The organism is Flagellimonas oceani (assembly GCF_011068285.1).
Classification (GTDB): domain Bacteria; phylum Bacteroidota; class Bacteroidia; order Flavobacteriales; family Flavobacteriaceae; genus Flagellimonas; species Flagellimonas oceani.
On record NZ_CP049616.1, the window covers coordinates 916,885 to 939,438 of the forward strand.

General features: G+C 44.2%; 25 protein-coding genes. 24 read left to right on the forward strand and 1 reads right to left on the reverse strand.

Annotated features, from left to right (window positions below; all coding sequences use genetic code 11):
• Nucleotides 1-3: 3 nt before the first annotated feature.
• From GVT53_RS04325 to GVT53_RS04370, 10 genes are all read left to right on the forward strand, one after another.
• Nucleotides 4-372: a nuclear transport factor 2 family protein gene (locus tag GVT53_RS04325; protein WP_166247593.1), complete on the forward strand. Its 369-nt coding sequence runs from the start codon at nucleotides 4-6 to the stop codon at nucleotides 370-372.
• Nucleotides 373-439: 67 nt separating this feature from the next.
• On the forward strand, nucleotides 440-1,939 hold the full coding sequence (locus tag GVT53_RS04330) for a gluzincin family metallopeptidase (RefSeq protein ID WP_166247594.1): 1,500 nt from the start codon (nucleotides 440-442) through the stop codon (nucleotides 1,937-1,939).
• A gap of 85 nt (nucleotides 1,940-2,024) precedes the next feature.
• Nucleotides 2,025-2,360 carry a MoaF-related domain-containing protein gene (locus GVT53_RS04335; RefSeq protein WP_166247595.1) on the forward strand — a complete coding sequence of 112 codons (336 nt, stop codon included), beginning with the start codon at nucleotides 2,025-2,027 and terminating at the stop codon, nucleotides 2,358-2,360.
• A gap of 2 nt (nucleotides 2,361-2,362) precedes the next feature.
• A complete protein-coding gene (locus GVT53_RS04340) occupies nucleotides 2,363-2,989 on the forward strand; it encodes a nitroreductase family protein (RefSeq protein WP_166247596.1) in 627 nt (208 codons plus the stop codon).
• Between the two features lie 37 nt (nucleotides 2,990-3,026).
• Nucleotides 3,027-4,040, forward strand: a complete 1,014-nt coding sequence (locus GVT53_RS04345) for an LLM class flavin-dependent oxidoreductase (protein WP_166247597.1) — start codon at nucleotides 3,027-3,029, stop codon at nucleotides 4,038-4,040.
• Nucleotides 4,041-4,186: 146 nt separating this feature from the next.
• Nucleotides 4,187-5,467 (forward strand): alginate export family protein, encoded by a 1,281-nt coding sequence (locus tag GVT53_RS04350; RefSeq protein ID WP_166247598.1) that lies wholly within the window; start codon nucleotides 4,187-4,189, stop codon nucleotides 5,465-5,467.
• Nucleotides 5,468-6,028: 561 nt separating this feature from the next.
• Nucleotides 6,029-6,490, forward strand: coding sequence for a nuclear transport factor 2 family protein (locus GVT53_RS04355; protein WP_166247599.1), 462 nt, complete (start codon nucleotides 6,029-6,031; stop codon nucleotides 6,488-6,490).
• Between the two features lie 45 nt (nucleotides 6,491-6,535).
• Nucleotides 6,536-6,997, forward strand: a complete 462-nt coding sequence (locus GVT53_RS04360; RefSeq protein WP_166247600.1) for a nuclear transport factor 2 family protein — start codon at nucleotides 6,536-6,538, stop codon at nucleotides 6,995-6,997.
• Between the two features lie 27 nt (nucleotides 6,998-7,024).
• Nucleotides 7,025-8,011 carry a type I glyceraldehyde-3-phosphate dehydrogenase gene (locus GVT53_RS04365; protein ID WP_166247601.1) on the forward strand — a complete coding sequence of 329 codons (987 nt, stop codon included), beginning with the start codon at nucleotides 7,025-7,027 and terminating at the stop codon, nucleotides 8,009-8,011.
• 140 nt (nucleotides 8,012-8,151) lie between these two features.
• The gene (locus tag GVT53_RS04370; protein ID WP_166247602.1) at nucleotides 8,152-9,444 is read left to right on the forward strand and encodes an APC family permease; all 1,293 of its coding nucleotides are present in this window, start codon (nucleotides 8,152-8,154) and stop codon (nucleotides 9,442-9,444) included.
• A gap of 219 nt (nucleotides 9,445-9,663) precedes the next feature.
• Here the strand turns inward: GVT53_RS04370 and GVT53_RS04375 are convergent, their stop codons facing one another.
• Nucleotides 9,664-10,020, reverse strand: a complete 357-nt coding sequence (locus GVT53_RS04375) for a winged helix-turn-helix transcriptional regulator (protein WP_205791883.1) — start codon at nucleotides 10,018-10,020, stop codon at nucleotides 9,664-9,666.
• 104 nt (nucleotides 10,021-10,124) lie between these two features.
• Here GVT53_RS04375 and GVT53_RS04380 point away from each other — a divergent pair, with 104 nt between their 5' ends.
• The 14 genes from GVT53_RS04380 (at nucleotide 10,125) to GVT53_RS04445 (ending at nucleotide 22,550) form a co-directional block, all read left to right on the forward strand.
• Nucleotides 10,125-10,868: an SDR family oxidoreductase gene (locus tag GVT53_RS04380; protein WP_166247603.1), complete on the forward strand. Its 744-nt coding sequence runs from the start codon at nucleotides 10,125-10,127 to the stop codon at nucleotides 10,866-10,868.
• 225 nt (nucleotides 10,869-11,093) lie between these two features.
• Complete coding sequence (locus GVT53_RS04385) at nucleotides 11,094-11,651, forward strand: Crp/Fnr family transcriptional regulator (protein WP_166247604.1); 558 nt, start codon at nucleotides 11,094-11,096, stop codon at nucleotides 11,649-11,651.
• 78 nt (nucleotides 11,652-11,729) lie between these two features.
• On the forward strand, nucleotides 11,730-12,542 hold the full coding sequence (locus GVT53_RS04390) for an SDR family oxidoreductase (RefSeq protein ID WP_166247605.1): 813 nt from the start codon (nucleotides 11,730-11,732) through the stop codon (nucleotides 12,540-12,542).
• Nucleotides 12,543-13,305: 763 nt separating this feature from the next.
• On the forward strand, nucleotides 13,306-14,019 hold the full coding sequence (locus GVT53_RS04395; RefSeq protein WP_205791886.1) for a pirin family protein: 714 nt from the start codon (nucleotides 13,306-13,308) through the stop codon (nucleotides 14,017-14,019).
• A 54-nt stretch (nucleotides 14,020-14,073) separates the two neighbouring features.
• Entirely contained in the window at nucleotides 14,074-14,763 is a 690-nt protein-coding gene (locus GVT53_RS04400; RefSeq protein ID WP_166247606.1) for a hydrolase, read from the forward strand.
• 61 nt (nucleotides 14,764-14,824) lie between these two features.
• On the forward strand, nucleotides 14,825-16,621 hold the full coding sequence (locus GVT53_RS04405; RefSeq protein WP_166247607.1) for an amidohydrolase: 1,797 nt from the start codon (nucleotides 14,825-14,827) through the stop codon (nucleotides 16,619-16,621).
• A gap of 29 nt (nucleotides 16,622-16,650) precedes the next feature.
• Nucleotides 16,651-17,175: a YceI family protein gene (locus GVT53_RS04410; protein WP_166247608.1), complete on the forward strand. Its 525-nt coding sequence runs from the start codon at nucleotides 16,651-16,653 to the stop codon at nucleotides 17,173-17,175.
• A 63-nt stretch (nucleotides 17,176-17,238) separates the two neighbouring features.
• On the forward strand, nucleotides 17,239-18,606 hold the full coding sequence (locus GVT53_RS04415) for an alginate export family protein (protein ID WP_166247609.1): 1,368 nt from the start codon (nucleotides 17,239-17,241) through the stop codon (nucleotides 18,604-18,606).
• 11 nt (nucleotides 18,607-18,617) lie between these two features.
• The gene (locus GVT53_RS04420; RefSeq protein ID WP_166247610.1) at nucleotides 18,618-18,899 is read left to right on the forward strand and encodes a GNAT family N-acetyltransferase; all 282 of its coding nucleotides are present in this window, start codon (nucleotides 18,618-18,620) and stop codon (nucleotides 18,897-18,899) included.
• 9 nt (nucleotides 18,900-18,908) lie between these two features.
• A complete protein-coding gene (locus tag GVT53_RS04425) occupies nucleotides 18,909-19,121 on the forward strand; it encodes a (4Fe-4S)-binding protein (RefSeq protein ID WP_166247611.1) in 213 nt (70 codons plus the stop codon).
• Between the two features lie 11 nt (nucleotides 19,122-19,132).
• Complete coding sequence (locus GVT53_RS04430; protein ID WP_166247612.1) at nucleotides 19,133-20,314, forward strand: cation:proton antiporter; 1,182 nt, start codon at nucleotides 19,133-19,135, stop codon at nucleotides 20,312-20,314.
• A complete protein-coding gene (locus tag GVT53_RS04435; protein WP_166247613.1) occupies nucleotides 20,307-20,564 on the forward strand; it encodes a glutaredoxin family protein in 258 nt (85 codons plus the stop codon). Before GVT53_RS04430 ends, GVT53_RS04435 begins: the two co-directional genes overlap by 8 nt.
• Before the next feature lie 39 nt (nucleotides 20,565-20,603).
• Nucleotides 20,604-22,247, forward strand: a complete 1,644-nt coding sequence (locus GVT53_RS04440; protein WP_240905138.1) for an FAD-dependent oxidoreductase — start codon at nucleotides 20,604-20,606, stop codon at nucleotides 22,245-22,247.
• 12 nt (nucleotides 22,248-22,259) lie between these two features.
• Nucleotides 22,260-22,550, forward strand: coding sequence for a UBP-type zinc finger domain-containing protein (locus tag GVT53_RS04445; protein WP_166247614.1), 291 nt, complete (start codon nucleotides 22,260-22,262; stop codon nucleotides 22,548-22,550).
• The last annotated feature ends 4 nt before the right edge of the window (nucleotides 22,551-22,554 follow it).

Sequence of the window (22,554 nt, forward strand, 5' to 3'; positions counted from 1 at the left end):
GCAATGACCAATAAAGAAATCGTGTGTAAGGCTATGGATGAACTGTTTCACCAAAAGGACAGCACGGCCATAGAACGCTATTGGCATGAATCCTATCAACAGCACAACCCCTCAATGGGCAATGGCCATGAAGGACTGCGGGACTTGTTGCCGGTTCTGGAAGCCGGTTTTCATTGGAAACCAGGCATTATCGTGGAAGAAAATGATATTGTAATAACGCATAGTTTGGTCTATGGTTGGGGACCAACCCCTGTTATTGTGGTGGATATTTTCCGGATGGAAGGAGGTAAAATCGCAGAACACTGGGATGTTGTCCAGGAAGCGGTTCCAGCGAACAAATCGGCAAATGGAAATGCGATGACTTCTTTTTGAGAGGTGTTGGGCCATGGATGGAATTAATATTGTTTAAAAAATGAAACCAGATGTAATTCAAACTATTATGGAGTCAAAAAAAATCAAGGGCATACTAAGTTTTCTGTTGATTTTCAGCAGCTTTTCCCATGCCCAGCCAAAGCCTTTTATGGATTATGTACTTAGCTGGGATGGAGATTCTTCGAATTTGGAGGTTGAACTGACGTATGCTGCCTCCCAAAAGGACAGTACCGTGTTTATATTCGGAGACCCGGATTTTGGCGGACAGCACAATATATTCAACGTGATCACAAATATTCGTGTTGCCCAACCTGAAACGCTCAGGATGGACAAAGCGAACAGGCGGATCACCATATACCATAACGGTGCCAAAAAACACAGCATCAGCTATGGCATAGATGGCTCCCTCCCGGTTGACAGACCCACTAGGACCACTCAAACGGAACTGTTCAGACCTGTAATCACCAAAGGAATGTTGACCTTGGTAAATGTACAGTTTGCCTTGGATGTGACTGATGAAAGTAATCCTTTGGTATCTTTCAGATGGCGCAACTATCCTGAAAGTTTCACTTATTTCAATTCCATCCGACCTGCTGAGAAAAATCCAAGGGACAAACTTTCGGCTCAATACGACGACCTATCAGATTTGATTTACTTCGTTATAGGAGATAATATTGAGGTGAAGGAATACAATGTTATGGGCATCCCTTACTATTGTGTGACCACAATTGAGGATACATACGGAAATGATCTCCAAGGAAATTTCCAGCCTTTTTTTAAAAGCTATTTCCCGAGTATCCACAGATTCTGGAAGGATACCGATTTCCCGTTCTATTTTTTGGCTGTCACGGTACTGCAAAACAACCAAAAGGAAATTGGAGCTGGCGGTTTTGGAATCAAAAACGGCTTTGTTATGAAGCTGGGGAAAAAATTTGACCCAAGGGGAATATATGTTACGGCACATGAAACTTCCCACAGCTGGATTGGAACCAAGATGATGTTGGGTGCCGACAGTTTTGACAATCAATGGTTCGGGGAAGGATTTAACGATTATATCACCATTGTTAATTTGGCCAACAGCAAAATTTATGGGGAGGAGGATTTTCTGCATTATCTGAATGAAGAAACGCTGAAACCACATTACGAAAGCAAGATCAAAGGTGCGCACAACGACTCCATTGCCGCGAAATACTGGACAGATTATGCCAATTATGGCAAGCTTCCCTACAGACGGGGATGCATCTACGCATTTTACCTTGATAATCAGATTAGGCAGGCATCCAACGGAAAATTCACCCTTAGGAACATGCTGCTCGACCTTTATGGTTTGAAAATGGGAAAAAAGCGGGATGAGTTGCTGACGGTTGATGATTTTATCAACGCAGGGGCATCATACGTGGACAAAAAGGAGTTGGAAGGACAGATAGTTCGCTATATGATTGAGGGAGAGCCCATCGATTTCAACAACATAAAACTTTTTGATGGATTTGAGGTGGAAATCAATGATGGTGTACCGAGGGTAAACTTGACCGAGGGTGCCGATCTGACCAAGATATATCAATGGTAACGGCAATATCTCGAAATAACCATTGGTCAAACGGCATTTTCACAGATGGATATCAACTTAATCCAATCTTAAAACAGTTACAAACATGAAAAACAACTTAACAGGTAACCGATATGTCATGGATGTTGGTGTATTGAAGACCGAGCTTTACTTTGAAACCGATACATCCATGGTTTTTACGATTCTAGAAGGAGGGGGGCTAACAAAAAATGGGTATACGGAAAAAGTGGAAACCACCATAGCTGAAATTCGACCACAGGTGTATATGGTGGCATGGAAAGAAAAGTCAGGGGCCACGGTAACCCATGTCGAAGACCATGAGAACGGAATCATTTATAGCAATGCGACCTTGGCCGATGGCAGTTTTTATACCATGAAGGGAACCATACATCTTTTACAGGATAGGAATTTAAAACCATAAAAATGGAATTGATAGAAGCAATGGAGTGGCGCTATGCCACCAAACAGTACAGTGACAAAAAAGTATCGGACGATGTCTTGGAAAAAATCACGAAGGCCATCCATCTTTCCGCATCTTCATATGGAATACAGCCTTATAAAATTTTGGTGATTGAAAATCCGGATGTAAGGAAAAAACTGAGTGCCCATTCATTTAATCCACAAATCAACCAAGCCTCTCACCTATTGGTGTTTGCAGCATTTGATTCGATCAAATCGGACACAATAGAAAAGTATGTGGAACTTATCGCAAAGGTGCGGGAAATACCCATTGAAGACTTATCGGTTTTTAAGGAGAAGGCATTGAACAGGCTATTGTTGAAAAGTGATGAAGACAATTTTATTTGGGCAACAAAGCAAGCTTATATCGCTTTAGGTACCGGAATGATTGCCGCAGCCGTGGAAAAGGTTGATGCAACGCCCATGGAAGGGTTCATTGCAGAAAATTTTGATGAAATGCTCGGTCTAAAGGAAAAAGGTTTACGAAGTGTTGCATTACTGTCATTGGGCTATCGCGATGTGGAAAATGATTCCAATGCGCGTCTTAAAAAAGTAAGGTGGCCAAGGGAAGAATTTATTACAACAATATAAAAATGGATCAGCGATTCATTGGATAATTAATGATATTATGGAAATAGGAATAGACAGTTTTGCGTCTGCCATGTACGATAGTAGTCTTAGCAGTGCGGATGCCATGGAACAGTTGTTGGACAGGATCGTTGGGGCGGATAGTGCCGGACTTCATTTTTTTGGGATTGGCGAGCATCATAAGAAAGAGTTTTTGGATTCTGCCCCCGATGTGATTCTTGCGGCTGCCGCTGCGAGGACCGAACAGATCCATTTAGGGAGTGCCGTTAAGGTATTGAGTACTTCTGATCCCGTGCGTGTCTATCAAAGTTTTGCCACCATTGACCTTATCTCAAGGGGTCGTGCAGAGATCGTGGTCGGACGTGGTTCGGCTATCGAGTCATACCCTCTTTTTGGTTTTGATCTCAATGATTACGATGCCCTTTTCGCGGAAAAACTGGAGCTGTTGCTTCAAATTCGGGAATCAGAGTTCATTACATGGTCAGGAAAGTTTCGTCCTGCTATTGCCAACCAACCGGTTTACCCAAGGGCTTTTCAGGAAAAATTGCCGGTATGGCTGGGCGTGGGGGGTACCCCGGAATCGTTCGTGAGGGCAGGAACTTTGGGACTTCCGTTAATGGTGGCCGTCATCGGTGGGCAAACGGAGCGTTTTCGTCCCTTGGTTGACCTTTATCGCGAAGCGGGAAGCAAAGCGGGTTTTTCCCCCGAGACATTGAAGGTGGGTCTGCATTCGCCGGGTTTTGTGGCCGAGACCAATGAAAAGGCCCTTGCGGAATATTATCCGGGGTATGCGGAACAATGGACCAAGTTGGGAAAAGAACGGGGTTGGCCACCGGTGACACGCGCATCCTTCGATGCCATGGTCGGCCCTAGAGGTGCTCTGGTGGTGGGCGGTCCAGAACAGGTAGCAGAGAAATTGATGAAACATAGCAAAGCCCTCGGTGGTATTGATCGGTTTACCTTTCAAATGGACAATGCCGGTCTCACCCACCAGCAATTGTTGAAATCCATTGAGTTGATCGGCAGCAAGGTAATTCCACTTATTGAAAAATAGTAGTGATAAAAAGTAAAACCTCTAGTGTAGTTCAGAGGTTTTACATGCTTCCCTAAGATAAAAATTTAATAATGCGTGTCTTTCTCCTCTTGGTTTTCTGGAATTGTTTTTCCCTAACGGCCCAGCAATTTCCAAAATTTCAACCCATGCGGTTTAACGAAGATTATTCTGCCCTTGAAAAAGATTCCTTGGGGAACTGGTACCATCGATTGAAATATAAAAGCATCGGTAAAAAAGCCTATGTCAGTTTTGGTGGTGATTTTAGGGTGCAATATCTTCTTATGGACAATGAGGGTTGGAATCCGGACCTCAGGGACGATGATGGGTTCATGCTTACCAGATGGCTGCTGCATGCCGATTTGCATCTTTCGGGGAATGTTCGGGTTTATGCGGAACTCCAGAGTGCCTTGGCCAACAGCAGGGATATCCTTTTGCCAGTGGAGGAAAACCCGTTAAAATTGCATCAACTTTTTATAGATTACCAACCTTTTAGTGAGATCGCTATTACATTCCGTTTGGGAAGGCAGGAGGTAAGCTATGGTTCTACAAGGCTAATTTCTCTAAGGGATTCTCCCAATACCAGACGTTCCTTTGATGGGATCAAAGCAATATATAATGGGGGTGACATCAAAACCGATATGTTCTATTTGCATGCCGTGGTGGATAAGGTGGGTATTTTTGATGATACCTCCTCACCGGATTTGCGGCTTTGGGGTATATTTTCGGACATGGCAACCGCTAAAAAGGAATTGCATTTTAATTTCTATTACTTGGGCTTCTATAACAATAACGCGCTCTTCTATGACGGTGCGGGTATGGAAAAAAGACATACCCTCGCTGCGCGGATTTTTAAGGACCGCGGTAGCTGGTGGTATGATTTGGAAGGCGGTTACCAATTCGGTTCGATAGACAGTAGGAGCATATCGGCCTGGAGCATCGCTTTGGCCACTTCCTATCATTTTAAATCCATAAAATACACGCCGGAAATCGGAATAAAGGCAGATCTTATAAGTGGCGATAAGGACAATATGGACAATTCACAACAAACCTTGAATACCATGTTTGGCCCAGGCGCCTATTTTGGTATGGCTGCAGCCATAGCCCCAAGTAATCTCATGGACATCCACCCGAACGTAAAACTGTTCCTTTCTGAAAAAACAATGTTTGCCTGCGATTATGCCTTTCTTTGGAGATACAGTACAGGTGAAGGGATTTACCGGCCCAATATGACACCGTTTTTTGAGCGTAATGATGCTTCTTCACGCTATATCGGGAGTCAGGTTTCAGGTGTTTTTTCCTACCGGGCCAACAAGCATGTCTCTCTATTAATGGGTATGAGCTGGTTCGACTCCGGAGCCTATCTCAAGGAGGTGTCCACTGGTGAAAATATTGTGTTCGGATTTGTGGTCGCACAATTTAAATTCTAACCAGAAGGATAGCTGTAAAAGAGGTGACTTAGTTAAAATATTTGATTGAGGTCGCTATGGTCCAGTGGTTGATTATGGATTACGCTCGAGCAGCATCTTTTCAAACTTTCAGGATCTTGTCTTTAGGCTCTTGGCCTTGGTTTGGGGCATCATTTTGACATGGGCTCCCTTAAAGACATCTCACATCATGGGAAAAATCTAAGAGGATTTTTTATTCAAATTCCTGAATTTCTATCATCCATACCCTAAGGGTGAAGCCCATAACGGACCTGTTTTTCAAAAATAATGGAAAAGTAAAAAATAAGAGAAGTATTTCTTAATAAAAATTAAAGTTAAAACGCTAAAAATCAAAAACTTAAATTGTTGGCATGTTGTTTGGCATTTGGATTAAGGATTGCGGAGTACGGTGCAGCATCAATAATAATCAATCCGTCCAATTCGCTTTCTTAAACAGTCGTCAATTTCGATGGATTGGATTTTGAAACCATTGAACGGATATGTACTAAATATCCGGAGCTGGTACTAGCATATGGATAGGTATTTAACAACAAAAAATAAAAAATGAAAACACCATTGGAAACTATCGAATTTTTTTTGGCCAACACTACAAATCCAGATGTGATAACATCGATTGTAGATTCCGAGGCCACTTATATCTCATTGAACTTCAATAACCCCGAGTTGCAGAAAATTCTACCTTGGACAGGAACCCATCATGAAGGGGCAAAAGGTTTCATCGATACGTTTGCTGGTGTCAATGCATTTTGGTCAATTCAGGATTTTGAGGTGCGGGACATCTTTTCAGAAGGTGAAAAGGTAGCCGTCTTTGGTAGCTTCACCTACACTTCGAGAACCCTTGACAAAGAGGTCACCTCACCTTTTTCCATACTTGCCAAAGTCAAGAATGGAAAGATCTATCACTTTATGTTTATGGAGGATACGTTTGCAACAGCTGGTACTTTTAGGGTTACACCGGCCGGAACGTTCCACAGTGACCCTAAGGGAAGTGAATTTGAGGTGTGATCTCCATGATTGGGGCAGCCAATAATCAACAAAATCAAATAAAAAATGAAAACATCATTGGAAACTATCGAACTCTTTTTGGCCCATACCACAAATCCCGATGTGATAGCATCGATTGTAGATCCCAAGGCCACCTATATCTCGTTGAACTTCAATAATCCTGAGTTAAAGAAAATTCTGCCTTGGACAGGGACCCATCATCAAGGGGCAAAAGGCTTCATTGATACTTTTGCCGGTGTCAATGAATTGTGGTCGATTCTAGGTTTTGAGGTACAGGACCTATTTTCAGAAGATGAAAAGGTAGCCGTTTTTGGAAGCTTTACCTACGTCTTGAAAACACTTGATAAACAGGTCACTTCCCCGTTTTCGCTACTTGCCAAAGTGAAAGATGAAAAGGTGTATCACTTTATGTTCATGGAAGATACGTTTGCAACGTCTGGAACTTATATATTGACACCGGCCGGTACGTTTCACAATGACCCAAATGAAACTGAATTTAGCTTATAATTTAAACGAGAATCAAAAATAGTTAGGATGAAAAAAATAGGAATCAATGGCTTTGGCCGTATCGGTAGGGCTTCCCTTAAAATACTATTGGACACCCCGGATTTGCAGGTCGTAGGTATAAATGACCTTATGACCCTGGAAAATGCAGTCCATCTTTTAAAATATGACAGTGTTTATGGGAGATTTGACAAGGAAGTAAGCGTTGAGAACGATCATATCGTGATCAATGGCAGTGCCATCAGATACACCATGGTAAAGGACCCTGCCGCGTTGCAATGGGATGAGCTGGATGTCGATATTGTTATAGAGAGCACGGGATTTTTCACCAATAAAAAGGATGCTGAAAAGCACATTGCAGCGGGAGCCAAATTTGTGGTGATTTCGGGACCGACCAAGGATACCCCTACCGTAATTCATGGTGTGAATACCGAAGAGGGAAAAACATCGGTCTTTTCCTGTGCCAGTTGTACGACCAATAACACGGGGCCCATAATTGAAATCATTGGCCGTAGGATAGGAATCAAAAAGGCGATCCTGAACACCACCCATGCCTATACGTCATCACAGGCATTGGTTGATGCACCATCAAAAAAAGACCCACGAATGGGACGTGGTGCCGCCATTAACACCATACCGGCATCAACTGGGGCTGCAATTGCTGTAACAAAGGCACTTCCCCAGTATGAAGGCAGGTTTGATGGAATAGCCGTTCGTGTACCGGTACCCATAGGCTCTATTTCTGATATAACATTCATCACGGAACGCCCAACCTCTGCCGAGGAAATAAACGCGATTTTAACAAGCGAAGCTGAAACGCCTCGATATCAGAAAGTCATCGATGTCAGCAAAGAGCCCCTGGTTTCCTCGGACATGATCAAAAATACATTTGCAGCGACCGTGGATCTTGAAATGACCAGGGTCGTAGATGGAAATCTCGCAAAGGTAATGGCCTGGTACGACAACGAATGGGGGTTTACCAGTCAAATGATCAGGCAGATCCAAGAACTACAATAGGGAGGGGCATGAAGCCAATTAGCGTTGGAAATTCCTTTGCCAAATAGCAAAAGGAGTCATTTTAAATTAGCCATGCATGGAAATATACTTTTGCCCATTTTTGGGGATTTGGCAATCAAACCAGGTTAATCTGCCATAAAATGGAAAAAGTCAAATTAAAACGGGAGATAGGTGTTATTGGTTTCACGGCACATATGGTCAACATGGTCGTGGGCTCTGGGATTTTTGTGTTGCCCGCAATCGTGGCTTCCGGCCTCGGGCCATCCAGTGTCTTTGCTTACCTATTTTGTATCGTTATAGTGGCTCTGGTGATGCTTTGCTTTGCGGAAGTGGGGAGTAGGGTTGCCGCATCTGGGGGTGCCTATGTATACATTAGGACTGCTTTTGGCCCATATATCGGCTTTTTGACATCGATACTTTTTGTATGGTCCACCCTTGCGGCTGATGCCGCCGTGGCCAACGCCATTGTTGATATTTTGGGCACCCAACTTCCCATGTTCAAATGGCCACCGGCACGAATGCTTGTCTTCTTTTTCCTTTTTTTGATTTTTGGCTTTGTCAACTTCAGGGGTGCCAAACACGGGGTCGCCGTGGTCAAATTGGCGACAATTGCCAAACTTATCCCGCTCCTTATCCTGATTATGGCATCTTGGGGAGATGTGGCCATCGAAAACCTTGAGATTCAAGCCTTGCCCTCCTTCAGAAAAGTGGCCGAAATGACATTGATCTTATTTTTTGCGTTTCAGGGAGCAGAATCCGCACTGTCCATAAGTGGGGAGGTGAAAAACCCACAAAGGACGATTCCCAAAGGGATTTTGGTAAGCATCCTAATCATTTTTATGCTTTATGTGCTTGTACAGACCGTGGCCCAGGGCGTTCTCGGTCCAACTTTGCCCACATACAGGGAGAATCCCTTGGGAGCTGTAGCCGAACGGGTGTTCGGAGGATTTGGTTTTGCCGCAATGACACTGGCGGCCCTTATTTCCATGTTGGGTTATTTGGGCAGTTCCATTTTGAGCATGCCCAGAGTGCTGTTTCAAGCGGCAGTGGACGGGGTGCTCCCCATGGAAAAACTTGCCAAGATCCATCCGAGGTTCAGTACTCCCTTTATGGCCATTGGCTCCTATGCAGCCATTGGATTTCTCTGTGCATCTTTCGGAGGTTTTGAGCAGTTGGCCATTATTTCCAGCGCTACCATTCTATTGATTTATCTAGGGGTTTCCTTGGCTGTGATCAAACTCAGAATGCACGATGAGGAACCACGGGGTGGTTTCAAAATTCCATATGGGTATGGTATTCCGGTCCTGTCAAGCTTTGTCATTTTATGTCTATTGTCCCATGTGGCCATTGACGAGCTTATCGTTATCGTGGTTGTAGTGACCCTATTGACGGTCTTTTATTTTGTAAGACCTTATTTCCGGAAAAATAATTGATCGGCATGTCTCATTTCTTACTTCACCATTTATTTTTTTTGATTCTTGGCCCAGCTATCCAGCTATCCCTACTTTATAGATTTAATTATATCGGGGCAAGAAAAATGGAGCACAGCATATCATATTAAAAGACCAACGAAAGCGCTTTCAATCTTCTTCGACAAAAAGTTCATTGAATTAAGGGACATGCATCTTGACGGCCATTCAATCAAATGACACCTATTTTGCTATGATTACCTTACGGTGTTCAATTCCCCATTCTGTAAGCTGGTTGATAATGGTCCTTAGCGTTAAACCATGGTCGGTAAGCTTGTATTCAACCGTTACGGGTTGGGTATCCAATACCGTTCTTGAAACCAATTGATTGATTTCCAATTCCTTCAATTCCTTGCTCAACATACGATTGGAAATCCCATCGATATCGTTCAAAATATCGGAAAAACGCCTTTTGTTGTAATAGCAGATGGAAGATATGATCGGAATCTTCCATTTGCCGCTCAACACGTCCATGGAATCTTGAACCGCTCTCATTTCGCTATCGTATGCTTTGATAAAATCTTTGGACTGACACTTCATAATGTTACTTTGTTACACCTATGTTACTGTTATTTGTAATTACAAAGTTACTAAAAATAACCAATTGAGATTATCTTTACTGCGTTAAACAAAAAGAATTAAAAATGAATTTTAAAAACAAGAATGTAATCATCACCGGCGGTAGCTCAGGTATAGGATTTGCAACTGCGAGGGCGTTTATCAACGCAGGGGCCGAGGTTTGGATAACGGGTAGAAATGCGGACAGGCTACAAAAGGCGGCAGAAGCCATAGGCAGTCCAAAATTGAACACGGTAGTATCGGACACATCCCATTTGGAAGGAATAACCATATTGGAAGAAATGATCGCAGAAAGTGGAACCAAAGTGGACGTACTTTTTCTCAATGCAGGAATCGCTACCTATGCGCCGATAGCACATATCACTGAGGCAGACTTTGATGCACAGTTCAATACCAATGTCAAAGGTCCGTTGTTTACTCTACAAAAATTGTTGCCCCACTTGGTCGACGGAGCCGCTGTGGTATTCACATCATCGACAGTAGCCTCGGCCTCGGGAATGAATTCAAGTGTGTACTCGGCAACAAAGGGAGCTTTGAACAAGATTGCACAGGTAGCCGCAAATGAACTGGCCGAAAGAAAAATCAGGGTAAATTTGGTAAGCCCTGGACCTACGGAGACCGAAGGGCTTGACGGTGTTGTGACACCGGAGGTAAAGGATTATTTGGCTACGGTCACCGCCTTACAACGACTGGGAAGCCCAGATGAGATCGCTGATACGGTCTTGTTCTTGGCTTCGGACAATGCAAGTTTTATTACTGGGAACGAATTTTTGGTAGATGGGGGAGCCATAAACCATATGCTAAAATAGTCATGGGATAAACATTGTATTGGACAAAGGCCACGGATATTCGTATTTGTGGCTTTTTTGCTTCCTAACGTAGCTTTCTTGTGTCGCCCTGGGGTAAGTTAGAAAGTTTGAAAGCATTGAGAAAAGGGTATTGATCTTATCGATTGACCCCAAGGCTACTTGGTCCGAAAAGCACTTTTTACCATTTGGTAAACCCTTTCATCCCACAATGGATACCTTTGTATTATGAATGAATTTATCGAATATATTCTTCAGTTCGGCCATCTGAATGAGCAGCAAATCAAGTTGATCGAAGACAAGGCCAAGGAAATTGAAATTAAGAAGGACGATTATTTTGTAGAGGCAGGTAAGGTTTTGGAACAAGTCGGATTTATTTTTGACGGTATTCTTCGAATTTGCTATTATAACAACAAAGGCGAAGAAATCACAAAGATCTTTATTGAAGAAAATCATTTGCTCTATAATTTGAAGAATGTGCCCTCAACGGAATACATTCAGGCGGCCACAGATGCAAAGCTGCTTGTGATTTCCAATGCGGATTGGAAGGAAATTTCAGATACGATCATCGGTTGGGAGCATATTATCCAGAAGATTACAAACAAATCACTGGCCAAAAAATTGGAACGGGTAAGCCCATTGATATCCCAGGATGCCACAACACGTTATTTGGAATTTATGGAGAAGTATCCCTTCTTGGTCAATCGCATCCCCCTGAAATATATCGCCTCTTATCTGGGAATCACCCAACAATCCCTGAGCAGGATACGAAAGAATATTCGTTGAGGCGTTTTTTTACCATAGGATAAACCCTTTCATTTTTTAAGGCTACAATTTTGTATCAGTAATGATAAAACTTTAAAAATGTACAAAACGATTTTCATCACAGGGGTTTCATCGGGCTTGGGAAAGGCAACTGCCAAGCTATTCGCTAAAAAAGGGTGGACCGTAATTGGCACTATGCGCCAGCCGGAAAGGGAAAAAGAATTTACGGAATTCCCGAACGTCCATTTGCTCAAGTTGGACCTCACCGATAAAAAGGAAATTACCTTGGTTGCGGAAAAGGCGGAGAAGATAAGTCCCATTGATGTACTGGTCAATAATGCGGCTTATGGCCTCATGGGCCCCTTCGAGGGGACTACCGACGATCAGTTGGTAGGCCAGATCAACACCAATTTTTTGGGAACGCTGCTGGTCACCAAAGCATTTCTTCCCTTTTTTAGAAAGCGAAAAAAAGGGACGATCCTTACGATAACCTCCTCAACGGCAAACATTCCCTACCCGTTTGTGGCTGCTTATGCGGCAACAAAATCGGCTTTGGAAACCTGGACGGAGGGAATGGCCTACGAATTAAAAGGATTTGGACTACAAATAAAAACGGTAGTTCCCGCCTATATGCAGACCAACTTTGGCAAGAATGCACAGTTGGTCCACCATCCGGAATACCAAGAAATTTTTGATGGATACCTAACCAGCATGAAGGCGGATTCAAGTGCCAAACGGGATACCCCTGAAAGCATTGCCGATGTGGTCCATAAAGCAGTAACGGACCATAGAATACAATTGCACTATACGGCAGGTGAACTCTCAACAACAGAATACGGATGGGTACAAAGGGATGGTATCGAAAAAGTCATGGATTCCATGAACCAACGTTTTTTTGGACATAATGAATAATCAAAAAAAGGCTCATAAACCAACATGGATCTTTTGATGTCAAAGGCGGTTCAGGTGGATATACTTGGACCGCTTTGTTGTTTAAGATTAAATGTAATGGGTCTATAAATACTCTGCACAAAGTACCTTTTAATAATAATAATGCACATTGGAACTTATCAGCAACTGGAAAAAGGTCTCCTTTCCAAAGTACAAAGACTTTACTGGGGGTGGACGGGAGGTTTAGATAGAAGTGCGTGCTTTTAAGCAAAAATCTTGGGGTTGGTATTGGCTTCCCTTACCTATGGACAAAGGCTCAAAAATTACCATAGTATTTTTTCCATTATTTGAGAAATGTTAAGGAATCTTTAAAAGAAAGGTGCGTTTTTGAGCTTTCTCGAGCACATGATGCCCGCAGAATATGCACCGCGTCAATATTGAAGTGTGATCTAAAAGTGATGTGCCTTGGCGGTCTCAACTTGTAACCTATAGCCACACAGGTTGTAAAGGTTCTGTACACAAGATATTTCAATGATCTGTAACAACCCATTAATTGCTGACAACATCCTTTTTACTGTAAACCTAGTGCGTGACCATACTTCAAATGATGCAAATGGGTGCCGGTTATTCTTGATAAATTCTAAAATATTAGAAAAGTATTAAAAGAGGGAAAGCTTTATTGTATTGATTTTTTTATAAGTATCTGTAATACAGCTATTTAAAACATTGGCATGGATTTCGTCCTACTCATGGCATCATAGAAACTCATAGAAGGATCAATATTATGAAGACAATTTTACATAAAGCGGAAACAAGGGGCAATGCCAACCATGGTTGGCTACATTCCAGACACTCCTTCAGTTTTGCCAATTACTATGATCCGGAACGCATGCAATTTGGTGCCTTGCGGGTCCTGAACGATGACACGGTCGCCCCGGGAATGGGCTTTGGCACGCATCCCCACAAGAATATGGAAATCATTTCCATACCCTTGGAAGGGGATTTGGAGCATAAGGACAGTATGGGCAATGTGGCCGTGATCAAATCCGGGGATATCCAGGTATTGAGTGCTGGAACTGGAATATCTCATTCCGAGTTCAATAAGAATACCGATAAAGAGGTGAAATTCCTTCAGATATGGATTGTCCCAAATGAAGAAAGTGTTACACCGCGTTACGATCAGATTACCTTGGATGACCATGATCGACACAATCAATTCCAACAGATATTATCACCAAACGCTGAGGATGAAGGAGTTTGGATCCATCAGGATGCTTGGTTCCATATGACCAAGCTTGATAAAGGAAAAGGATTGAAATATCCTTTGAACAATCCCAGGAAAAATGGGGTTTATGTTTTTGTGCTCGATGGAACAGTTTCCGTAAATGGGCAAGGCTTGGACAGTAGGGATGGTTTTGGAACCTGGGAGGTAGATCAATTGGATATTCAAGCCGATAAAGATGTGGAGCTCCTATTGATGGAGGTTCCCATGGCATAGACACAACAATTAATATATATAAAAGTCAATATTGACACTCTAATCAAATCAAGTATGAAACGAATTATTGTATTTCTAAGTGCGTTTTTTTTAACCGCCATTGGGGTGGCACAAAAGCCAAGCCCCGAATTATTGAACCCGACCAATCACGCTTTGCTGTTGATCGATCATGAAGGTCAAATGGCCTTTGCCACCCACAGTATCTCAACAACCGAATTAAGGAACAATGTAGGTCTTGTGGCCGGCGCATCCAAAATTTTTAAGGTGCCAACAGTAGTCACCACGGTGGCCGAAAAATCGTTCAGCGGTCCTGTGTTTCCCGAGATCCAAGAATTTTATCCAGAATCGACTTCAGGGTATGTCGACAGGACGACCATGAACACTTGGGAAGATGTCAATGCCCATAAAGCCATTACGGGCAAAAACAAAAAGAAAATTGTGATGGCCGGTCTTTGGACCAGTGTCTGTATCGTAGGGCCTGTACTGTCCGCCTTGACCGAGGGCTATGATGTTTATGTCATCACCGATGCCTCTGGGGATGTTACCCAAGAAGCACACGATCAAGCTATGACCCGTATGGTGCAGGCAGGTGCCAAACCCATGACATCGTTGCAATATCTGTTGGAACTACAAAGGGATTGGGCGCGTCAAGAGACCTATACGGCCGTTAACGATCTCGTGGTCCGATATGCCGGTGCTTACGGTATCGGGGTGCAGTATGCCAGAGAAATGTTAAAGCATTAATCCATCAAACCAGGATTTCTTCCTTGGAAAACAGGAAGAAATCCTTTATAGCCAAATAGTTATGAGGTATTTCACCATTTTTTTGTGTACAGTTCTGTGCATCGCCTGTAAGCGTGATAAAGGCGAGGGTGCGGAAATTGCAGACTTGATCGTGGTCAATGCCAAGGTGGCCATTATGGACGAAGGGCGAACCTTTAAGGAGGCCATAGCCATCAAGGATGGTAAGATTATTGCGTCCGGTACCACCGAGGAAATCATGGATTTGCAAAATAAAAAGACCATTGCCATAGATGCCAAGGGCAGGACGCTGATCCCAGGGTTGAACGATTCCCATCTGCATTTGACCAGGGGGGGGCGTTTCTATAATGCAGAACTGCGTTGGGATGGGGTGAAATCCTTAAAACGAGCCCTGGAAATGCTCAGGGAACAGGCCGAAAGAACCCCGGAGGGACAATGGGTCCGCGTTATTGGGGGGTGGAGTCCCTTTCAATTTGAAGAAAAGCGCTTTCCCACACCGGAGGAAATCAATAAAGCTACGGGGAACGTCCCCACTTTAATACTGTTTCTTTATAGTAGGGCATGGCTGAACCAAGCTGGTCTGGATGCCCTGGGGATCGATGAAAATACCAAGGCTCCCGAAGGGAGTAGTTTTGTGAAGGGGCCGGACGGTAAACTTACTGGAGTGCTATTGGCCGAGCCCAACCCGACCATACTCTATGCACGGATCGCTTCATTGCCAGCTTTATCGGAGGACGAAATGGTAAACTCCACAAAACAGTTCTACCGGGAATTGAACAGTTTCGGCATCACCAGTGGAATCGATGCCGGAGGAGGGGGGCACAAGTTCCCAATTGATTATAGAGTGACCAAACGTCTGGCAGAAGCAGGGGAAATGCCTATCCGTTTATCCTACTATTTGTTTCCTCAGGACAAGGGAAAGGAATATGCCGAATTCAAGGCGTGGATGGCCAACAACAAAGTGGGCCATAATGGGGAAATCCATTTGGATCACGGTTATGAGCTCGAAGGAGGAGGGGAGTTCCTGGCGTGGAGCGCCGGTGACTTTGAAAATTTTTTGGCGCCCCAACCTTTGTTGGAGAATCGACCCACATGGAGAGAAGACCTCAAAAGTGTCATCCGACTCCATGTGGACCAAGGCTGGCCGTTCAGGATTCATGCCACCTACGGGGAGACCATCGCCCATATGTTGGATGTGTTGGAGGAGGTCAATCAAGAAACCGAAGGAAAGCTTGCTTCCAAAAGATGGTTGTTCGACCATGCGGAAACAGTTCAGGAAAAGGAATTGCAACGGATCAAGGATTTGAACGGGGGTATCGCCATTCAGGCCCGTTTGGCCTATGCCGGTGAATTTTTTGTGGAGCGCTATGGTGGGGAAAAGGCAAAACAGGCCCCGCCCGTCCGAAAAATGATGGATATGGGGCTTCCCGTTGGGGCCGGCACGGATGGAACGCGGGTAGCCAGCTATAATCCATGGCCTGCGCTGTACTGGTTGATCACTGGAAAAACCGTAGGGGATTATTCATTGGCCGAACCGGCCAACCGATTGACCAGGGAAGAGGCATTGCACCTCTATACCAAGGGAAGTGCCTGGATCTCCAATGAGGAAACAGTCAAAGGCACCTTGGAAAATGGGATGTACGCGGATTTTACCCTATTGTCCGATGATTTCTTCACCATACCGGAAAAAGAAATCAACACACTCAAATCGGTACTGACCGTAGTCGCGGGCAAGGTAGTGTATGCCGATGGCATGTACGGTGCCCTGGACCCAACCGTACCGGAAGTGATTCCAGATTGGTCACCGGTAAAATATTATGGCGGATATCAAAGTAAATAATTGAACATAAAATGTAAACAACAAATCTTATGAGTACAAAACAAAAGACCCACTGGAAAATTGATGTGGCACATGCGGAAATCAGCTTTAAAGTAAAGCATATGATGATTTCCACCGTAACTGGCCATTTTGAAGAATTCGATGCCTCCATAGTCTCCGACAATGAAGGGTTCATCGACGCTGATTTCGATTTCTCGGCCAAATCGGCTTCCATCAATACTAAAAACAAGGACAGGGACAACCATTTGAAGTCGAACGATTTCTTTAATGTCAAGGAATATCCGGAAATCACCTTTAAGTCCAAATCCTTTGACGGGAATAGGTTGACGGGTGATTTGACAATCAGGGAGGTCACCAAGGAAATTGTATTGGAAGTGGATTTCAACGGAATAGCGGTGGATCCCTATGGACAGACCAAGGCAGGGTTCGAAATGACCGGGGCAATCAATAGAAAGGATTTTAACCTCAATTGGAGTACAGTGACCGAAAGCGGTAGCATTGTGGTGAGCGATACGGTGAAATTGATTATCGACCTGCAATTTATCAAGGAATAGGGAATACCTGATTTTTACTAATGATGTAGTGGATATGCAGGTAGACCAAATGATGTAATTGTTATGAACGTACTGAAAGCCATGATATCATTAGTAATCTTTTGGATTGTTATAGCCGATGTCGCTTTAGCGCAGGAGAAAGGTACTTATCGTTTTGCCCTATTGCGACAGAACGATAGTGTGCCCAGGTTGGATAACCGAAATGGGTTGTCGTGGTACCGTTCTTTGAAACATTTGTACGTGTCGGAAAACAACCAGTTGACCCTTGGGGGTAGTTGGAGAGGTCAAGCAGAGTCCTTTGTCAATGAAGAGTTCAGTACTGAGGGGCGTCAGGACAACATATGGTTTCTTAATAGGTTGTTGTTCCATGCTCATCTTAAACTTGGTGATCGGTTCGAGACCTTTGCTGAATTGGGAAGTAGTTTGATTGAAGGAAAAAACAATCTCAGTCCGGTCGATAAGGATGTCCTTTATGTAAACCAACTGTTTGTCGCCTATGAAATTTCCTCCCTTTGGACTCTGGAAGTGGGTAGGCGCAATATACGGTTGGGTTCCGGAAGATTGGTGGATATTCGGGAAGGTCCAAATGTGAGAAGGTCCTTTGATATGGCAGAACTGCGGTATCATACAAAGGTTTTTGAGGCCCTATCATTTTTCTCCGTTCCGGTGCGCCCGGAACCTGGAGCTTTCGATAATGGCCAGTGGACTTTTGATGAAACGTTTTCCGGCCTGTATACCACGACCCACTTTGCGGATGACAACTATTTGGATGCCTATGTCCTTTATCAGAAAGAGGATGGGGCCATCTACCAAAGTGGGACGGACAACGAGCGAAGGGTATCGATTGGGGCCAGGCATGTTGGCACTGTTAAAGGATTTACCTATAACAATGAGGTAGTGTATCAAATGGGCTCCTTTGGGAACCAGGATATTTCAGCATGGACCTTGTCCCTTCAAGTCGAAGCTGAGCTAAAAGTATTGGGCAAGGACTTCGATGTGGGCATCAAAACCGAGGCCATCAGTGGTGATAAAAATAGCACCGATGGCAAAATGAACACCTTTGATGCACTGTATCCAAGAGGCGCCTATTTTGGGAGGGTGGCACGTTTCGGACCCTCCAACTTGATCGATGTGCACCCCTATGTCAACACAACGTTCAATAAACTGAGCCTGGAGGTGGACTATGCGGCTTTTTGGCGCTATTCCTTGGAGGACGGGGTATACGGGGCCGCCATGACCTTGGATTATCCAAGTTTGAACGATCAAAGGTTTATTGCCAATCAAATGGGTTTTATAGCGGGATATCGGTTCAACCATGCTATAGGAGTGGAACTGGAAGGCAATGTGATTTTTCCAGGTCCTTTTTTACGAGAAAATAATATGGACGACACATTATTCCATATGGTGTTGACCACAGAAGTCAAATTTTAAAAGCAAAGAATATGGAAATACAAGTAATCGAATATGAATCCAAAGGGATGGCAGTGGCCCAAGATACCGGAAAAGGGGTGGGGTCCATGACCTTTTCCATAGCAGGTCCTGAATTGATCATCATAGACCATACAGATGTTGACCCGAAATATAGCGGTAAAGGGATAGGCAAGCAGTTGCTCTATAAAATTGTTGGGATGGCAAGAGAAAAAAGCATCAAGATTATTCCGTTGTGCCCTTTTGCTTCGGCAATGTTCAGAAAAATAGATGAGATCAAGGATGTATTAAAATAATCGAACACCATGGAAATAAGCAAAGAATATCAAAGGGAGGACCTGACCGTCATCTGGAAGCCCAAAAAATGTATACACGCGGGCATCTGTGTCAAGACCTTACCCAAGGTGTACGACCCAAAGGCAAAACCCTGGATAACACCGGAAAATGCCTCGGCGGAGGCTCTAAAAAATCAAATCAATAATTGTCCTTCCGGAGCACTTAGCTTCCGGGAGTCGTAAAAACAACTATCATGGAACACCACATTCTTTTGAACATCTGTGCCATTTTTGGCGTTGCCACGGCTGTGGTCATTATATGCAGGTTCCTTAAGATCCGATATATCATAGGATATTTGATCACCGGAATATTGCTCAGTCCCAATACATCTAGTTTTTTCACCGATATGGAAGAGGTCGATGTGTATGCTGAGATCGGGGTCATCCTATTATTGTTTACCATCGGACTTGAATTCTCGTTCGATAAACTCAAAAAAATCAAGCATTATGTGCTCGGCGGGGGAAGTGCGCAAGTATTCTTTACAATCCTGCTTACCGCAGTGCTCATATGGCTGACCATGAGGCCCAGTTGGGAGGAAAGTATCTTTTGGGGGTTTCTCTATGCACTGAGCAGTACTGCCATTGTCATAAAAACATTGCAGGATACCAATAAAATAGTAACGCCCCATGGGAAATTCATTTTGGCTGTCTTGTTGTTCCAGGACATCATGATCGTACCATTGATGCTGATGATCCCAATAATCGCTGGCGTCGGAGGGAATCCGTTGTCCGCTTTTGGATGGCTATTGGGCAAAGTGGTATTGATGGGCGGAATTGCCTATCTACTGGCCCGTTTTGTGATTCCCTATTTCCTGAAAAACGTCATGAAGATCCAAAGCCAGGAAGTGTTCTTGATCGCATTGATCTTTCTTGTTACTGGGATTGCACTGCTCACGGAGCAATTGGGTCTTTCACTTGCATTGGGTGCCTTTATCGCAGGTTTGATCATAGCGGAAACCAATTATGACCACATGGCGATCACCTGTTTTTTACCCTTTCGGTATGTGTTCATGAGCTTCTTTTTTATCTCGATGGGCATGTTGCTCAACTATGAAATATTCCTGACCGATTTGGGATGGATCGTATTTTGGACCTTGTTCGCCTTTGCGGTAAAGGCCGTAGCCGGAATCTTGGCGGTAAAGGTGCTGGGGCTGGAATGGAAAACGGCCCTTGCTGTCGGATTTTCGATTGCGCAGATCGGTGAGTTTTCCTTTGTCCTGGCACAGAGTGGATTGCAATACGAATTGATCAGTCCCAACAATTACCAGATATTTTTGGCGGTATCCATCATCCTGATGTCCGTGACCCCTTTTATAGTTACTAATGCAGAAAAGATACATCCCACCCTACAAAAAATGATGATTAAAAATGGATAAGCCAGAACTACAATTATATGGGACCGATTGGTGTCCCAAATCAGCTGCCATTCGCAATTATTTGCAGGGCAAATGGATAGCATTTGAAGATTTTAACGTGGAGACGGATGCCGTGGCAGAACTAAAGATACGGTCGCTATATGATGGGGTCCTCAAGTTTCCCACAGTAATGGCAGGGAATGATTTTATCAAAAACCCGAGTGTACCGGAACTCAACGCTTTTTTGCGGAAGCACAACATCGATAGCTGATGATAAGAATAAAACACATTAATACTAAAATACAATACTATGATGACCGACCCTAGATTTCCCATATTGACACAAAAACAAATCACTACCCTTAAGGCGTATGGTGATATCATCAATTTTGAAAGCGAAACGGTACTTTTCCAGGTAGGCGATCGGGACTATGATTTTTACATCGTACTCGAGGGTCAGGTAGCCATTAAGGATACCCATGATCGTGATAAAGTACTCGTGACCCATGAGGTCAATGAATTTACGGGCGACAACAGTATGCTCTCCAGTAGAAGGATACCCTTTAGTGGTCATGCTTTAGAGGGAAGTTCTGTCCTACGGATCAAACCAGAGGTTTTAAAGGAAATCATATCCAAGCACAGTGGCATAGGGGAAATACTTCTAAGTGCATTTCTCCTAAGGCAGGAAGTCATGTTGAAGGAGTACGTCGGGGGTATCAAGATCATTGGATCTGAAAAGTCCAAGGACACCTATGCCCTGCGTGATTTTATGGAAAAGAACCATATATGGCATTCCTTTCTCAATATCGATGCGTCCGAGGAAGCCAAAGAATTATTGAACAGTTTTAATCTTGATTTGGAAGAACTCCCCATACTTATCAATATGTCCGGGGAACTATATAAAAATCCCAGCCTTGCCGAACTGGCACGATTGACGGGGGTACTTATGGATTTTGGGGACGACATCTATGATGTGTTGGTGGTCGGGGCAGGGCCGTCTGGTTTGGCGGCCAGTGTTTATGCCGCTTCAGAGGGCTTGTCCGTAGTGACCATTGATGGCAATGCCCCAGGGGGACAGGCAGGTAAAAGTTCAAAAATTGAAAACTATCTCGGTTTTCCTTCAGGGATTTCAGGGAACGATCTTGCCAATAAGGCCTATCTCCAAGCACAAAAATTTGGATGTAACATTTCCATACCCCACAAAGCGGAACAGGTGGAGTACAATGGACAGTATTTCACGTTGAGTGCCTCCAACAACAAGAAGATCAAGGCAAGGTCGATTATTGCTGCCACTGGGGCCGAGTATAGAAGATTGCCCATCGAGAACATCGAAAGGTTTGAGGGCAGTGGCGTATTCTACTCCGCTACGGGAATGAACGCATCGGCCTGTAAAAATGAACTGGTCGGTGTAGTGGGCGGTGGGAACTCAGCAGGCCAGGCAGCCTTGTTCTTGGCGGACCATGCCGCTGAGGTACATGTGATTATCCGCGGGGATGACCTCGGGTCCAAAATGAGCGATTATTTGGTGCAGCGTATTTACTCCGCACCCAATATCATTGTCCATAAAAACAGCAATGTGGTCCAACTCAACGGAGAGCACCATTTACAATCCCTGGTACTGGAGTCAGAAGGGGAAACCCAGACCATTGGGATTTCCAACCTGTTCACCTTCATTGGCGCAAGACCCTGCAGCGATTGGCTGAACCAGATCGTGGCCATGGATGATAAGGGGTTTGTCTATACCGGTCCCGATGTTTTGGAATCCGCCATGATCAAATGCTCCATATACGATCAACGCAAACCACAGTCATTGGAAGCAAGCATACCAGGATTCTTTGCGGTCGGGGATGTGAGGAAAGGTTCCGTGAAAAGAGTCGCCTCCGCAGTGGGGGAAGGTTCCATGGCCATAAGCCAGATTCACCAGTATTTGGCCGATCTGAAAGTACATATCTAAGATTAGGGTATTATGAAGAATGTAGAAGAATATTGCGGGCATTTGGACCGGGAAGATTTTAAGACAACCCGTAAAAAGGTATGTGAGGCTTGTGTGGAGACCGGGGGCAAATGGAACCATTTGCGACTTTGTCAAACCTGCGGAGCCGTGCTGTGCTGCAATGCTTCCCCGAACCAGCATGCACAAAAACATTTTGAGGAAACCGGTCACCCCGTGGTCACCTCGATTTTGCCCAAACCTTGGTCCAGGTTTGCCTGGTGCTATGTGGACCAGGTCAAACGGCCCTTAAGGCAAATAGATTAATACG